Raw genomic sequence first — 13,606 nt, 5'->3', positions numbered from 1 at the left:
ACCCCGCTCCCGTCCTCGGCGCGCTGGGCCTGTTCACCGTGCTGCTGGGCGCGGCGCTCCCGCTGATCGACTTCTTCATCGTCAACGTGGCGCTGCCCACGATCGACCGCGACCTGGACGCCGGTCCGGCCCTGCTCGAACTCGTCGTCGCGGGGTACGGCCTCGCATACGCCGTCCTGCTCGTGCTCGGCGGGCGGCTGGGGGACATGGCGGGCCGCCGCAGGCTGTTCCTGGCCGGGATGGCGGCCTTCGGGATCACCTCGCTGGCCTGCGGACTCGCCCCGGACGCCTGGACGCTGGTGGGCGCCCGGGTGGCGCAGGGCGCCGCCGCCGCGCTGATGCTGCCGCAGGTGCTGGCCACGATCCAGGCGGCGACGCGCGGCCCGCACCGGGCGCGGGCGATGAGCCTGTACGGGGCGACGGCCGGGCTGTCCATGGTCGCGGGCCAGATCCTCGGCGGGGTGCTGGTCGCCGCCGCCCCGCTCTCCTCGGTCTTCGGGGAGAGCGCGGGGTGGCGGGCGGTGTTCCTGGTGAACGTGCCGGTCGCCGCCGTGGGCCTGGTCCTGGCCGCCCGCGCGGTGCCGGAGACCCGCTCGGACCGCCCCGCCCCCGTGGACGTACCCGGCACCCTGCTCCTGGCCCTCTCCCTGGTCACGCTGCTCGCTCCGCTGACGGAGGGCCGGGCGGCGGGCTGGCCGCTGTGGACCTGGCTGTCGCTGGCCCTGTTCCCCTTCTCGGCGTACGCCTTCTACCGGGTAGAGCGCCGGGCCGACCGGCTGGGCAGGGCGCCACTGGTCCCGCCGAGCCTGCTGCGGCTGGACTCGCTGCGGCGGGGGCTGGCCCTGGTGGTGCCGTTCTCGATCGGGTTCGGCGGCTTCATGTTCGTGATCGCGGTGGCGCTCCAGCAGGGCCTGCGCCTCGGCCCGGCGGCGGCCGGCCTCTCGCTGGCCCCGATGGCTCTGGCGTTCTTCGGCGCCTCGCTGGCCGGACCCCGCCTGGTACGCCGCCACGGCAGCCGGGTCGTGACGGCGGGCGGCCTGATCCAGGGCGCGGGCATCGCCGTCCTGGCGCTGACCGCCCACCTCGCGTGGGACGGCCTCGGCCCGTGGGGTCTGCTGCCCGGCGTCGCGGTCGCGGGCCTCGGCCAGGGGCTCCAGCTCCCCGTGCTGTTCCGGATCGTGCTCTCCGACGTCCCCCCGGAGAAGGCCGGGGTGGGCGGCGGGGTGATGACGACGACCCAGCAGGCGGCCCTGGCCCTGGGAGTGGCGACGCTGGGCACGCTGTTCCTGGCCCTCGTACCGGGCCTCGGCATGCGGGACGCGCTGGTCGTGACCCTGGTGGCGCAGTTGGCGACGGTGGCCCTGACGGTCGGCCTGAGCCTGCGGCTGCCGCGCACGGTGGCGTGAGCCCCGCGCACGGTCACGCGTGCGCGGGGCGGGTACGTCCGCGCGGGGCCGGCCCCGTTCCTCCTGAGGCGGCAGGCCCGTCCGCGCGGGCGGGCCGGCGTCGGAGGGCGTCAGAAGACGGACAGCCCCGTGAGGGTGGTGAAGCGGTCGAGGGCCGCCACGCCCGCCACCGAGTTGCCGCGCCGGTCGAGCCCCGGGCTCCAGACACACAGGGTGCACTCGCCGGGCACGATCGCGATGATGCCCCCGCCCACGCCGCTCTTGCCCGGCAGCCCGACCCGGTAGGCGAACTCGCCCGCCGCGTCGTACGTCCCGCAAGTCAGCATCACCGCGTTGACCTGCTTCGCCTGGCTGCGGGTGAGCAGCGCCGAGCCGTCGGCCCGTACGCCGTGCCGGGCGAGGAAGCCGGCGGAGAGTGCCAGATCGGCGCAGGACGCCTCGATCGAGCACTGGCGGAAGTAGGCGGTGAGCAGGTCGGGGACCGGGTGCGTGACGTTGCCGTACGCGGCCATGAAGTGGGCCAGCGCGGCGTTGCGGTCGCCGTGGGCGGCCTCGGACGCGGCGACCTCCGGGACGAAGTCGATGTCCGGGTTGCCGCTCTCGCGGCGCAGCAGCTCCCGTACCTGCCCGGCGGCGTCCCCGGTCAGCTCCTGGAGCCGGTCGGTGACCACCAGGGCCCCGGCGTTGATGAACGGGTTGCGGGGGATGCCGTTCTCGTACTCCAGCTGCACCAGGGAGTTGAAGGGGTTGCCCGAGGGCTCGCGGCCCACGCCCCGCCAGATCCGCTCGCCGTCCAGGGAGAGCGCCAGGGCCAGGGCGAACACCTTGGTGATGGACTGCGCGGAGAACGGCTGCCGCCACTCCCCCACCCCGTACACGGTCCCGTCCGGTTCCGCGACGGCCATGCCGAAGCGCCGGGGGTCCGCGCCCGCGAGCATCGGGATGTAGTCGGCGGGGGCGCCGTGGTCGTCGCGGGCCGCCATCTCCTCGGCTATCCGGTGGAGGACGGCGCTGAACCGGTGCTCACCGGGGCGCGAGGAGGCGTCGCCGTCCGCCACGGGGGCGGGGGCGGCGGTGGAGCTGTGGGACACGGGGGTTCCTGACGGGGAGGTTCGGGGAGGCACGGCGGGCGGGAGGCCGCCCACAGTCTGACCCGCTCACCGGGAGCGGCCAAACCGCCCGTCGTGCCCGGCCTCTCGCGGCCCTTCGCACATGGTCTCCCGTACGTCCCTGACGCCTGGCTCTCCGTGCCCCGGCGTACGCCGCCGCTCGCCGTACGCCCCCCGGTCAGGCGGGGGCCGTGATGCCGAGCGCGCGCTCGGCGGCCGCCAGCCGCCGCCTGCCGCGTTCCATCCTCAGCGGGCTGACCAGGAACATGCCCGCCAGGAGAAGGTTCCCCCAGCCCCGCAGGTACACGCCGTCGACGAAATGCAGCACCGCGCTCAGGGACATGAGCAGCGCGACGCCGCCCATCAGCCACCACATCAACCGAGGGTGGTGGAAAGCCGCCGAGCGACGCATGCGTACGGCGATGTCGACGGCGGCCTCGCGCTCGGCGGGGTCGTCCGGCGCCTTGCCGCGCTGGACCAGCCGCCCTACGCGCAGGTACCGGCCCGCGCTCATCCCGAACCGCGCCGCCCGACGGCGGTTCCACCACCACACACCGGCCATGGCGGCCAGGAACAACAGGACGAACGCCGCGGCGCTGTACAGCCCCGCAGAGGTGTTCACCCTCTCCTCACCGATGACCGCTCCCGCGGCGAAGCCCGCCGCCGCCGCGGCGGCGAGTACGGCGAGCGCCTTCCCCACCAGGGGCCTGTGGCCCGTTTCGGACCGTGAGTACCCCGTACCGCCCCGCCCCGCGCCACCCGCTTCCGCCATGGTTCCGTCCCCCTCCGTCGCGCCCCTCGCGGTCCGCCGCCCCTGCCTCAGACCTGCTGCGGGTGGCCGCCGTCGCCCTCGACGACGAGGCGGTCCGTACCGGGCTCCTCCGCGCCCTCGACCACCGTCACGTCGACCGTGCCGTCGCCGGTCGTGTCGAACTGGTACAGGTCCGCTCTGCCGTCACCGGTCGTGTCCGTCATCCACACGTCCGGCTTGCCGTCGCCGTTGGTGTCGGCGCTGAGGAGGAGGTGGTGCTCGTCGCCCTGGGTCGGAGCCGGCTCTTCGATGCGTATGTTGGTGTCCATGGCGGCCGGTTGCCCCCGGGGGACGGGTCGAAACCGTGCGGGCGGCCGGGGCGCGCGGCGACCGCCCGGCGGGGCCGGTGGACGGTGCGCTGTTCCACGGAGGGCGCCCGGCCCGGCAGGAGAGCCGGACCGGCCGGGGCTCAGCCCAGGTCCGTCGCCGCCCAGGCGGCCTCGATCATCCGGAAGACCTCGTCCACCGCCGCCTCCGGCTGCTCCGCCTCGCGGGCCAGGGCGTACGCGTCGATCACGAAGCGGGCGATCGTCCGGCAGGCGATCGACGCCTCCGGTACGCCGAGGTCGGCGGCGAGCGCGGCGGCCAGCGACTCCGCGTGGCGCAGCCGCATCGACTCCTCGTACTCGCGCAATGCGGGCGACGCCTCGATCATGTTCCAGACCGGCGCCGCCCCGGGCGCGGTGCAGTGGCGCACCAGCGCGTGGATCTCGCTCCGCAGCGCGGGAATCAGCGGCTCGCCCGGGGCCCGGTCGGCCACCGCCCGTACGAGGCCCTGCTCGAAGCCCCGGTCCTGCTCGAAGACCAGCGCCTCCTTCGACGCGAAGTGCGAGAAGAGCGTGGTGACCGCCACGTCCGCCTCGGCGGCGACATCGCGGATGCCCACGGCCTCGTACCCCCGCTCCAGGAAGAGGCGCAGCGCGGTGTCGGCGATCTTCTGGCGCGTGGCGGCCTTCTTGCGCTCGCGGCGGCCGGACGGCTCGTTCATGGCGTGACGCTATCAAAGCCGAAGAAGTAACCGTTCCGAAAGGCTAACCGTTAGTGTTACGGTCCTCGGCATGAAGAAAGTGAGCTACGCCGCGTTCGGCGGCCCCGACGTCCTGGACCTCATAGACGCCGAGGAGCCCCATGCGGGCCCCGGCCGCATCCGTGTCTCCGTGCGCGCGGCGGGGGTGAACCCGGTCGACTGGCGCCTGCGCGAGGGGCAGGCGCTCGGCGCCCATCCGGTCGAACTGCCGGCGGGGGTGGGTCTGGACGCCGCCGGGGTGGTGGACGAGGTCGGCGAGGGCGTCACGGATGTGGCGGTCGGGGACCGCGTGTTCGGCGAAGGGGCCGATACGTACGCCGAGTTCGCCGTGCTGTCGGCCTGGGCCCCGATGCCCGACGGGCTGTCGTTCGCGGAGGCGGCCGGGTACCCGTCCGTGGTGGAGACGGCGCTGCGGATCATCGACGAGGTCGGCGTGCGGCCGGGCCAGAAACTGCTGGTCAGCGGGGCCTCCGGCGGCGTCGGCTCGGCGGTGCTGCAGATCGCCCGGGAGAGGGGCGTCACGGTCATCGGCACGGCGGGCGCCGCCAACCAGGACTACCTGCGGGAGCTGGGCGCGCTCGCCACGACGTACGGCGACGGCTGGGTGGAGCGGGTGCGCGGGCTCGGCCCCGTCGACGCGGCGCTCGACCTGGCGGGCTCGGGCGTGATCCCCGATCTGGTCGCGCTGACCGGCGATCCGGCGAAGGTGGTCACCATCGCCGACCTGGGCGCGCCGGAGTTCGGCGTCCGGTTCTCCGGTGTGGCGGGCAGCGTGCCGGACGCGCTGGCCGAGGCGGCCTCGCTCATCGCGCGCGGCAGGCTGCACATCCCGGTCGAGAAGTCGTACGCGCTCACCGAGGCGGCGGCCGCCCACGCCGACAGCCGGGCCGGGCACACGCGGGGCCGCCGCGTCATCGTCATCTGAGGCAGGGGGCGCCGAGCCCCCGCCGCGTCAACGTCAACGGGCGCAGGGGCGCCGGGCCCTCGCGGGAAAGCCCCACGGGTTTCGGAGAGACGCGGGGAAGCCCCACGGGGTTTCGGGGAGGCGCGGGGCTCAGAGGGCGATGAGGCCCGCCGCAGTCGGCCGGAAGCCGCAGGCGTCGACGTAGAACGGGCGCAGGTCGTCCTCGAAGTCGGCGTGCAGCCAGGCGCATTCGGCCGCCCGCGCCCGCCGGGCGGCCTCGGCGACGAGGCCGGCTCCGACCCCGGCCCCGCGGTGGCTCCCCGCGACCACCGTGTCGAGGAGGAACGCGTGGACTCCGCCGTCCCAGGCGACGTTGACGAAGCCGACGAGGCCGCCGGCATCGCGTGCGCAGACCCAGCCCAGGCTGTGGCGTCGCACCCGGTTCAGCCAATCGCCGCTCACCAGCGGGTGGTTGAAGCCCTCCGCGTGCAGCGCGTCGACCTCGTCGTCGCCGAAGTCGCCGCGCCACTCGTAGTCGATCGTCATGGCGCGAGCGTAGGACTCCGCCCGGGCCGCCTCCGCGCCGGGGCTTCCCGGCGCGTCTCCGGTCAGTCCGTGAGCGCCGCCGCCGTCGCCCGTACGAAGCCCGGCGGGTTGTCCAGCATGATGTTGTGGCCGCAGTCCGGGACCGGGACGACGGACACCCCGGCCCGGGTGAGCGCGTCGGCGCCCGCGAGGGGCCCGTCGGCTTCGGGCAGCAGGTAGGCGCGGGGGATGCTCAGCCCGAGCAGCAGTTCGCGCATGGTGGGCACGGTCCCCCGTGCGAGGTGGGTCGCGGTGCGGTGCAGGGCCACGCGGCCGGTGAGGCGCATGGTGGACCACCAGCCGGGGCCCACCCGGTCGCGGACCTCCTCCCAGCCCCCGGCGAGGAACTCCTCCTCGCTGTACGCGGCGATGCCCCTGCTGCCGCCGGCCCCGCGCTCGGGCGCGATCGGATCGAGGTTGGCGTCGACCAGGACGAGCCGCGAGACCAGGTGCGGGTGGCGGGCGGCCAGCACGACGGCCACCGAGCCGCCCATGCTGTGCGCGACCACCTCGGCCCCGGTGACGCCCGCCGACTCCAGGGCCTTCGCGAGGGCGTCGGCGTGCGCTTCCAGCGTGTAGGCGAAGTCCGTCGGCCGGTCGCTGTGGCCGTGTCCGAGCAGGTCGATCAGGAGTGAGCGGCGGCCGGCCAGCAGCGGATGCACGGCGACCTCGGCGAAGTAGGCGGGCGACGTGGCCCCCAGCCCGTGCACGTAGACGCGGGCCGGGTCCTCACCGGGCAGCTCCACCCACCGCATCTGGTCCCCGTCGCAGGTCACCGTGGTCGTACGCACTGTCCGCTCCCCTGTTCCGCGTCGGTGTCGGCACCGAGGCCCCGCAGAGAGTAGCCCTCGCCCCGCCGGGCGGTACAGTCCGACCGCGCGAGAGCGGCCGAGGGCGAAGGGGCACAGTAGGGGGAGGACTCCGCCACCCGACGGGAGACGCACCCGTGCCGCCCCTGCCCGTGCCTGAGCCCGAGCCAGGGCCCGATGACTCGGCGACGCCGCTCGACGGGAAGCTCACCCGTCTCGTGCCGGTCACGGAGGCCGATCTCGACCTGCTGGCCCGGTGGTTCTCCTCCCCCGGCTTCGTCGAACACTGGGGCGGCGTACCGCTGTCACGCGAGGAGGTGGCCGCGAAGTACACCGGACGGCGTCGGCCGCGCGTGCAGTCCTATCTCGTCCTGGCCGACGACTCACCGGTGGGCTACGCCCAGTACTGGTACGCGGCCCCGGCCGAGGACGCTGCCCCCGAAGCGGCGGCCGCGACGACCGGCCGCCCCGCGGAAGGCGGCATCGACATGGTGCTCCATCCCTCCGCGCGGGGACGGGGGTTGGGGCCGGACGCCGCCCGGGCGCTCCTCGCGCACCTGGGCGGAACGCTCCGCTGGCGGCGCGCGACGGTCGATCCCGACGCCACGAACACGCGAGCCGTACGCGCCTGGGAGAAGGCCGGGTTCCGACGCGTCGAGCACACCGAAGCGGGCGCGCTTCTCCTGGAGTTCACCTTCCCCACGAACTCCGGGGGCGGTCACGGCTCTCAGCGGTCGGCCTGACCCCGGCGGCCACTACGGTGGCCCGCATGACCAACACCGATCACTGGACCTCCGCGCCGGACCGGACCGTGCGTGGCGGGATGGGGCTGTGCCATCTGACCGTGGCCCAGCCGCCGTTCGACGTCGACGCCCGCGACCTGCCCGCCCAGGACCCGGCGGCGGCACGGGCGTTCGCCGAGTCGTGTCCGAGCGTCGAAGAGGTGCGGGAGGACATCGGACCGCGCTCGGTGCTGACGCCGCTGCCGTCGTCCGTACGCGAGGACCTCGACATCGTCCACGCGGGGGCGTGGGGCGGCATGCTCAGCATCGCCGATCCGGCGTTCGCGACCGACGGGAACCACGAGCCGCTGCTGGCGGCGGCCATCGTGCTGCGCGAACGGTTCCCCGACGCGCGGATCGTCGGCCGGGTGGCCTATCACGGGGGCGGTGAGCACACCGAGGACGTGGTGTGGCTGCCGGACGGGGCGATGTTCCACGCCTCCGGCTGGTTCGGCGACGAGCCCTTCGTGGTCTCCGGCGACCCGCGAGCCGTCATCGCGTCGCTGGAGTTGAAGCGGTGGCAGCTCGACAACGCCGGTGTCGATCTGCGCGAGGACGCGAACGAGGTCGAGTGGGCGCGACTGGCGGGCCTGGCGCTCGGCCCGTCGGATCCGTGGGGGTGGGAGGAGATCCGTACGACGGCGTTCCGTGTGCGGCACGCGGAGGATGCGGTGCGCGCCATGGAGGCTCTGTACTTCGTGTGAACACCCGCCCGCCCCAACGTAATTGAGGTGTCACGACACGACGGAACCCCTCTCCCGGAGGCATGGGCGGCCCCTATGGTGGCCGGGCGACGCGTACATGTCACGGGGGCCTACGCGTCGCCCGCGCCCCCATGTCCTCGGCGAGAGGGAGGACACGCTCGTGCACCACACACTTCGCCCGCCGTCCCGGTGGCGGCTGACCGCGCGCCTCGCGGCGGCGGTGTCTCTGGCCGTCGCCGTCACGGTGACCGGCCTGCCCGATGTCGAGACCGCGGAGGCGGCCGGACCGCCCGTCTCCGCGAAGCTGAAGCCCAACTCCGGAAAGCGCTGCGACGTCCGCAACGGCCTGTCGCCCGCCAAGAAGACCCCGGCGGACTCCGGTTTCCCGGACGACCCCACCGGCATGATCCACAAGGACCGGGCCCTTCCGAAGAACTACGAGTTCGACCTCCCCGGGCAGGCGTACGACGGCCTGGAGGCTCCGACCGCCGCCGAGCAGAAGAAGGCCCTCTCCCAGGTACCCGGCGACCCGAAGAAGAACGTCGACGCCTGGAAGAAGATCGCCGACGCCTCCGGCAAGCCCGCCGACCGCGCGATGGAGATCTACGCCCGGTTCCTGGCGCACAAGGAGGGCCTGGACTTCAAGCACTGGTTCGACAAGCGGTTCATCCGCAACCAGATCAACAACCACAAGGGGTCGGGCTTCGAGGGGCAGTTGGTCCGCGACTACAAGCTGATCGGCCCGGATTGGCTGTGCGAGGTCACCGTCGAGCTGTTCGACAAGGACGGCGCGAAGGTCGGTGAACGCCGCTACGACGCCTACAACAGGGTGAAGAAGGAGTTCAACGAGTTCAAGTCGAACGCCAAGCTGACGCCGGACCAGCTCGCGAAGGACCGGGTCGTCGCCCGGTCGCTGCCCGACCACACCTTCCGCTTCACCGGCGCGAAGAAGTTCACCAAGGGCCAGGCCCAGCACATCGCCGACCTGGAACGCGACGTGAAGGCGATGCGCGGCGGGAAGAGCGGCCAGGTCCGGGGCAACCAGCGGATGTACAACCCGGTGCCCCGGACCACTCCGATCCGGGGCTACTCCGACCACCAGCGCTGGTTCGCCCCCGGCTGCCAGACCGGCACCCGGCAGCTCGCGGCCGGCGCCAACGCCTGCGGCACCCGGGGCCCCGCCAACGAGCGCGCCCTGTCCTCGGGCAGGACCCTGGAGGAGGCCCGCCGCTTCCAGCGGGACGCCAACCGCCTCGACCCCCGGGGCACGCTCCCGCGCGGCGGCCCGGGGGGCGTGGACTTCACCACCCTCGAACTCCGTTACGTCGGCGGGCTCGGCAAGGGCAAGGGCATGGCGTACTCCATGAAGGCCGACCAGATGCCGGACCCGGACGCGAACCCCGGCTTCGGCGGCGCGGTCCGGATGCAGCTCTCCTCCGACGCCCTGTTCACCTGGCTGGCTCTCACCCCGGACAAGTTCTGGGTGAACCTCAACCCGGACCAGCCGAACAAGGTCATGGACGCGCGGTTCGGCAGGACCGACGCCGGCCGCGTCCTCCTGGAGGCCGACCTGGAGATGAAGCGCGACTTCAGCGAGGCCGTGAACCCGGACAAGCACGCCGGGGCCAAGGTGTACTGGGACACCGCGCCGCGCCGCGACGGGATGCCGTGCTTCCCGGGCGTACGGATGTGGATCGAGCCGAAGCCCGCCCAGGTCCGCGAGCAGGACGGCGGGATCTACATCCTGGACGCCCCCCTCAAGGTCAGCACCCAGTGGCTCGACGTGGACTACACGGTCCCCGGCTCCACCGAGTGCAAGGACCTCTCGGACGCCGAGAAGAAGGCGATCGAGCGGTCCGTCGCGGCCAACGTGATGCCGCTGGTGGAGGAGCGGGTCAACACCGACCCCGACTACGCCGACCTGCGGGCCGTCTACACCGCCCGCGTGGCCGCCGAGTACATCCGGCAGCAGGACGCCAAGAAGGCGACGGACTTCCGCGCGATCATCGACAGCGACGACGTGTCCGCGTGGCCGTTGCGCGACCCGCACCAGGACTGGACCCGCGAGCAGGTCTGGAACCGCTACATGGACTCGATCAAGAAGGGGATCGAGTGGTTCGAGCTGAAGTACGGCGGCAAGGTCTACAACCAGGGCGTCGGCGGCGTCGACTTCTCCAAGCAGCCGAAGCGGAACATCCCCGAGGCGCAGTTCGTCGCGCAGAACCGGGACCTGGACACGACCACCGCCAACTCCCGTAAGTCCGACGACACCTCGTACCGGGACCTGGACACGCTCTACCTCGGCGCGGGCCCCGCGGACGGCGGAAGCGACGAGGACCCGGGCGGGGACCCCAGCCCACGGCCGACCCCGACCCCGTCGGACACCGGCAGGCCGAGCGACCCGCCGTCGTCCCCGGCCCCGGACCCCACCGGGCCCGGCGATGACGGCGCTACTCCCCCGCCGGGCAACCGGCCGGACCCGGACGGCGGCCTCGCCGACACCGGCAGCGACACCCCCGTCGGCCTCCTGATCGGCCTCGCGGCCGTGCTGGCGGCGGCCGGCGGCGCGCTGACGTGGTGGATGCGCCGACGCCGCACGGCCTCCGGCGACCGGTAGCCCGGGAGACCGGCGGCACCCGCGACGAGGGGGCCCACCCGATGCCGGGTGGGCCCCCTCCGTACGTCCGACCCCGGCGGGAGGACGGCCCGGGGGCGTCCCACCCCGGCAACCCGTACGCCTCGATCACGACGAACCCGCGCCGCCGCGCGGAGCGAAGACGGCCGTCGCCGGCGGGCAGACCCGCGCGTGACGAAGCACGTCAACCGGCTTATGGCGGCTGCCCGTAGCTGCGCAGGACCAGGACGGCGGGGGAACGTACGGCGGCTTCGGCCGGTGGGGCCGCCTACCGCCGGGTCACCGAAGGTACGTCTGCTGCCACTCGATCGACGTCATGGTGAGCGCGGCCTCGGCGAGGGACTGCGCGGAGGCGGTCTTGAGCTTGGCGACGCTGCTGTCGATCCAGGGCTGGACGTTCGAGCAGCCCTGTTCGCGGTACTCGACGGCTTGGAGGAGGCATTCGAGCTTGTCGGCGTCGTGAGCGCAGATGACTTCGGGGGAGTCACCGTTCTCGTACTCCTCAACGATTCGCTGGGCGCCGGCCTTCACCGCCGGGTGTGCGGCGGAGACCTGGTCGGCGGTGACCTTCTCGTTGCCGGCGGCTTCGAGGTAGCGGCGGCCGATGTGGGGAATGTCGCCGACGCGAGTCTCCTGGGTGTCGTGCCACAGGCCGAGGAGGGCGGTCTTCGCCGGGTCGGCGCCCTCCATCATGGCGAGTACGGAGCCGATGAGTGCGACCCTGAAGCTGTGTTCGGCGATGGTCTCGGGGTCCTTGACCCCGGCGATCCACCAGCCGGACCGCTTGGCGCGCTTGAGCATGCCCATCTCCAGCAGAAAGCCCGTGGTGCCCTTCGCCTGCTCCTGCTCTGTCTCCGCCATGAAGTGCGCCCTCCGATGTGTCATGTGCTGTTCTCGCGTAGAACGTAGTGCACCGAACTGAGTTCTCCTCTGGCTCGCGGGGTGATCCCGTCGTGGTCGAGGAGCCGGGCGATGTACGCGGCGAGAGCTTCCGCGAGAGCGGGGTCCGCCAGCGGCAGCCACCGGTTGACGGTGAGCAAGGCCCAGAGCGAGTGGGCGTAGAGATCCATGTACGCCGGGGCCTGCTGGAGGCCGGCAGCGAGGCCACGAAGGAGCCGCACGGGCTCCCAGGCGGACGGATCCCGCCGGGCACCGGTTCCGGCCCGGCCGGGCGTACGGCCCGGGAGGTCAGCGGTAGCTGCGCAGGCGGCGGGCGGCCTGGTCGGAGGTGCATCCGATGGCGGCTCCGACGGCGCTCATGCTGGTTCCGTCCCGTTCGACGGTCCATGCCGCGTTCTGCAGGGACAACTGGGTGCCGTTCAGCAGGATGTTGCCCGCGCGCAGGGCGAGCAGCGGTTCACCGTCGGACAACCGGGCCACCTGCTCGTTCACCTGGTCCAGGAGGGCGACGAGGTCCGCGGGCAGGGGGACGAGGGCGGAGCGGACCTCTTCGGTGTGCTGCTTCCAGTCCCTCTCCGGGCCCGAGGTGTCGTACGCGTAGGGCGGTTCCTCGTGGGCCTCGTCCCAGTCCACCGGGTACAGGGTCTCGCCCCGCCAGCCGCACGAGCACGAGCCGCGCAGGTGCGTGGCGGCGCGCCCCAGGCTTCCGTCGTAGGCCCACCACTCGGTGAGCGTGCCGATGCTGCCGCCGCCGGAGTGGGACGGGATGCTCAGGGGGCCGGGCTCGGTCCCGTCCTCGTTCACCACGCCGGGCTGACCGCCGTGCGTCTCCTCCAACTCGTTCGCCAGCCATGGGTACATGCTGACGAAATCGGTGTGGAACATGCTGCCTCCCGGCTACACCGTGCTGTCCGAACACTGCCGAGAGCAAGCATGTCCGGCCCCGGGCGCCCCCGGAGCGGAAACGGCGAAGACGACCCCGGGGCCGGTCGTGAGAGAGTGCGGTTCGGCCTGGGGCAGGGGGGGGAAGCTATGGGACTGATCTACGGCTACGACATCTATGTGCGTCCTCGGAAAGTCGCCGGAGTCCTGGTCCGCATGGCCGAGCTGGCGCCACCGGCGCGTACCGTGCCGCCGCTCGAAATCACCCTGCCCGGGAGTGACCGGGTCGTCCTCCCCTTCACGTCGAACTTCGCGAGCGATCCGGTCGACTGCTCCGCGAGCAGCACGCTCGAACTCGACATGTCCCTCATGTTCGACGCCGATGAAGCACTGCGCGAGTACGCGCGGACAGGTGGTCCCGGTCAGGATGCCGCCGGCCGCATCCCGATCGGGTACGTCTACGCGACGATCCGGTTCGCGTCCCTCATACATCCCGGCTACGCGTCAGTGGAGTGCTGGGCGGCGACGTCGGCGATGAGCGGCCTGTTCGCGCGATCGGCCGGCATCCGAAAGGCGTTCACCGACCTCACCGCCGACAGCGGCGGGGTGTGCTGCTTGTTCGACACCGGCGACGGCGCTCCCGAGCAGGTGTGCTGGCTCAACGGCGAACCCTCCCGGGAGACGGTCCCCGGCCCCCGCTTTCCGGACCAGGGAGCACTCGTGGCGACGTGGCCCGACCCCGGGGAGCAGGCATCGGCGCTCCCTCTCCGAGGACCGAACACGGCCTGACCCGCGAGGGGCGGGAACAACAGCCCCAGCGCCTTCCACGGTTCCGCGAGCAGAGCGTCCTGCCCCCTCTCTCCCCGGGCAGCGGGACACCCCACCGCGAGCACAACGGTGAGGCGTCCTGCTGCTCAGCCCGTCAGGCGGTGTCGAACGTCCCGCCCCGCACACCCGCCACGAACGCCGCGAACGCGGTCGCGGGGACCGTCAGCACCGGACCGCCCACCACCTTGGAATCACGGACCGGGACGACGCCGCGTGCAGCGGCG

The 13,606-nt window shown here is 73.1% G+C and carries 16 protein-coding genes; 6 read left to right on the top strand and 10 right to left on the bottom strand.

Going from position 1 to position 13,606, the window contains the following annotated elements:
• Positions 1-38 precede the first annotated feature (38 nt).
• Positions 39-1,406: an MFS transporter gene (locus tag IF19_RS0132255; RefSeq protein WP_373681613.1), complete on the top strand. Its 1,368-nt coding sequence runs from the start codon at positions 39-41 to the stop codon at positions 1,404-1,406.
• Between the two features lie 110 nt (positions 1,407-1,516).
• On the opposite strand, the gene IF19_RS0132250 is transcribed toward IF19_RS0132255, so the two are convergent.
• From IF19_RS0132250 to IF19_RS0132235, 4 genes are all read right to left on the bottom strand, one after another.
• On the bottom strand, positions 1,517-2,497 hold the full coding sequence (locus IF19_RS0132250) for a glutaminase (RefSeq protein ID WP_030277187.1): 981 nt from the start codon (positions 2,495-2,497) through the stop codon (positions 1,517-1,519).
• A gap of 196 nt (positions 2,498-2,693) precedes the next feature.
• Positions 2,694-3,215 (bottom strand): hypothetical protein, encoded by a 522-nt coding sequence (locus IF19_RS0132245; protein WP_234310332.1) that lies wholly within the window; start codon positions 3,213-3,215, stop codon positions 2,694-2,696.
• Positions 3,216-3,334: 119 nt separating this feature from the next.
• Positions 3,335-3,595 (bottom strand): hypothetical protein, encoded by a 261-nt coding sequence (locus tag IF19_RS0132240; RefSeq protein WP_030119063.1) that lies wholly within the window; start codon positions 3,593-3,595, stop codon positions 3,335-3,337.
• Between the two features lie 140 nt (positions 3,596-3,735).
• Positions 3,736-4,314 (bottom strand): TetR/AcrR family transcriptional regulator, encoded by a 579-nt coding sequence (locus IF19_RS0132235; protein ID WP_030120232.1) that lies wholly within the window; start codon positions 4,312-4,314, stop codon positions 3,736-3,738.
• A 70-nt stretch (positions 4,315-4,384) separates the two neighbouring features.
• Here IF19_RS0132235 and IF19_RS0132230 point away from each other — a divergent pair, with 70 nt between their 5' ends.
• Complete coding sequence (locus IF19_RS0132230) at positions 4,385-5,278, top strand: NADP-dependent oxidoreductase (protein WP_030120233.1); 894 nt, start codon at positions 4,385-4,387, stop codon at positions 5,276-5,278.
• 129 nt (positions 5,279-5,407) lie between these two features.
• Here IF19_RS0132230 and IF19_RS0132225 read toward each other — a convergent pair whose 3' ends face one another.
• Positions 5,408-5,803, bottom strand: coding sequence for a GNAT family N-acetyltransferase (locus tag IF19_RS0132225; protein WP_030119067.1), 396 nt, complete (start codon positions 5,801-5,803; stop codon positions 5,408-5,410).
• A 62-nt stretch (positions 5,804-5,865) separates the two neighbouring features.
• Complete coding sequence (locus IF19_RS0132220; RefSeq protein WP_203603424.1) at positions 5,866-6,597, bottom strand: alpha/beta fold hydrolase; 732 nt, start codon at positions 6,595-6,597, stop codon at positions 5,866-5,868.
• A gap of 206 nt (positions 6,598-6,803) precedes the next feature.
• On the opposite strand from IF19_RS0132220, the gene IF19_RS0132215 reads away from it, so the two are divergent.
• From IF19_RS0132215 to IF19_RS1000000138760, 3 genes are all read left to right on the top strand, one after another.
• Entirely contained in the window at positions 6,804-7,394 is a 591-nt protein-coding gene (locus IF19_RS0132215) for a GNAT family N-acetyltransferase (protein ID WP_050493806.1), read from the top strand.
• Between the two features lie 26 nt (positions 7,395-7,420).
• Positions 7,421-8,137, top strand: a complete 717-nt coding sequence (locus tag IF19_RS0132210) for a DUF6333 family protein (RefSeq protein ID WP_191048069.1) — start codon at positions 7,421-7,423, stop codon at positions 8,135-8,137.
• Positions 8,138-8,297: 160 nt separating this feature from the next.
• The gene (locus IF19_RS1000000138760; RefSeq protein ID WP_050493801.1) at positions 8,298-10,754 is read left to right on the top strand and encodes a hypothetical protein; all 2,457 of its coding nucleotides are present in this window, start codon (positions 8,298-8,300) and stop codon (positions 10,752-10,754) included.
• 297 nt (positions 10,755-11,051) lie between these two features.
• On the opposite strand, the gene IF19_RS0132200 is transcribed toward IF19_RS1000000138760, so the two are convergent.
• From IF19_RS0132200 to IF19_RS0132190, 3 genes are all read right to left on the bottom strand, one after another.
• A complete protein-coding gene (locus IF19_RS0132200; protein ID WP_030119073.1) occupies positions 11,052-11,633 on the bottom strand; it encodes an HD domain-containing protein in 582 nt (193 codons plus the stop codon).
• Positions 11,634-11,653: 20 nt separating this feature from the next.
• Positions 11,654-11,893: a hypothetical protein gene (locus IF19_RS1000000135585; RefSeq protein WP_030119074.1), complete on the bottom strand. Its 240-nt coding sequence runs from the start codon at positions 11,891-11,893 to the stop codon at positions 11,654-11,656.
• A gap of 67 nt (positions 11,894-11,960) precedes the next feature.
• A complete protein-coding gene (locus IF19_RS0132190; protein ID WP_050493267.1) occupies positions 11,961-12,557 on the bottom strand; it encodes a hypothetical protein in 597 nt (198 codons plus the stop codon).
• Positions 12,558-12,704: 147 nt separating this feature from the next.
• Between IF19_RS0132190 and IF19_RS0132185 the strand changes: the two genes are divergently transcribed.
• The gene (locus tag IF19_RS0132185; RefSeq protein WP_050493800.1) at positions 12,705-13,343 is read left to right on the top strand and encodes a hypothetical protein; all 639 of its coding nucleotides are present in this window, start codon (positions 12,705-12,707) and stop codon (positions 13,341-13,343) included.
• Positions 13,344-13,476: 133 nt separating this feature from the next.
• On the opposite strand, the gene IF19_RS01000000135170 is transcribed toward IF19_RS0132185, so the two are convergent.
• Positions 13,477-13,606: DUF397 domain-containing protein (locus IF19_RS01000000135170; protein ID WP_032788684.1), on the bottom strand; the 130-nt coding region annotated here is incomplete at its 5' end.

Origin of the sequence: Streptomyces californicus, from assembly GCF_000717645.1 — a bacterium.
Taxonomy (GTDB): domain Bacteria; phylum Actinomycetota; class Actinomycetes; order Streptomycetales; family Streptomycetaceae; genus Streptomyces; species Streptomyces californicus.
This window is presented reverse-complemented; position numbering and strand designations above follow the sequence as displayed.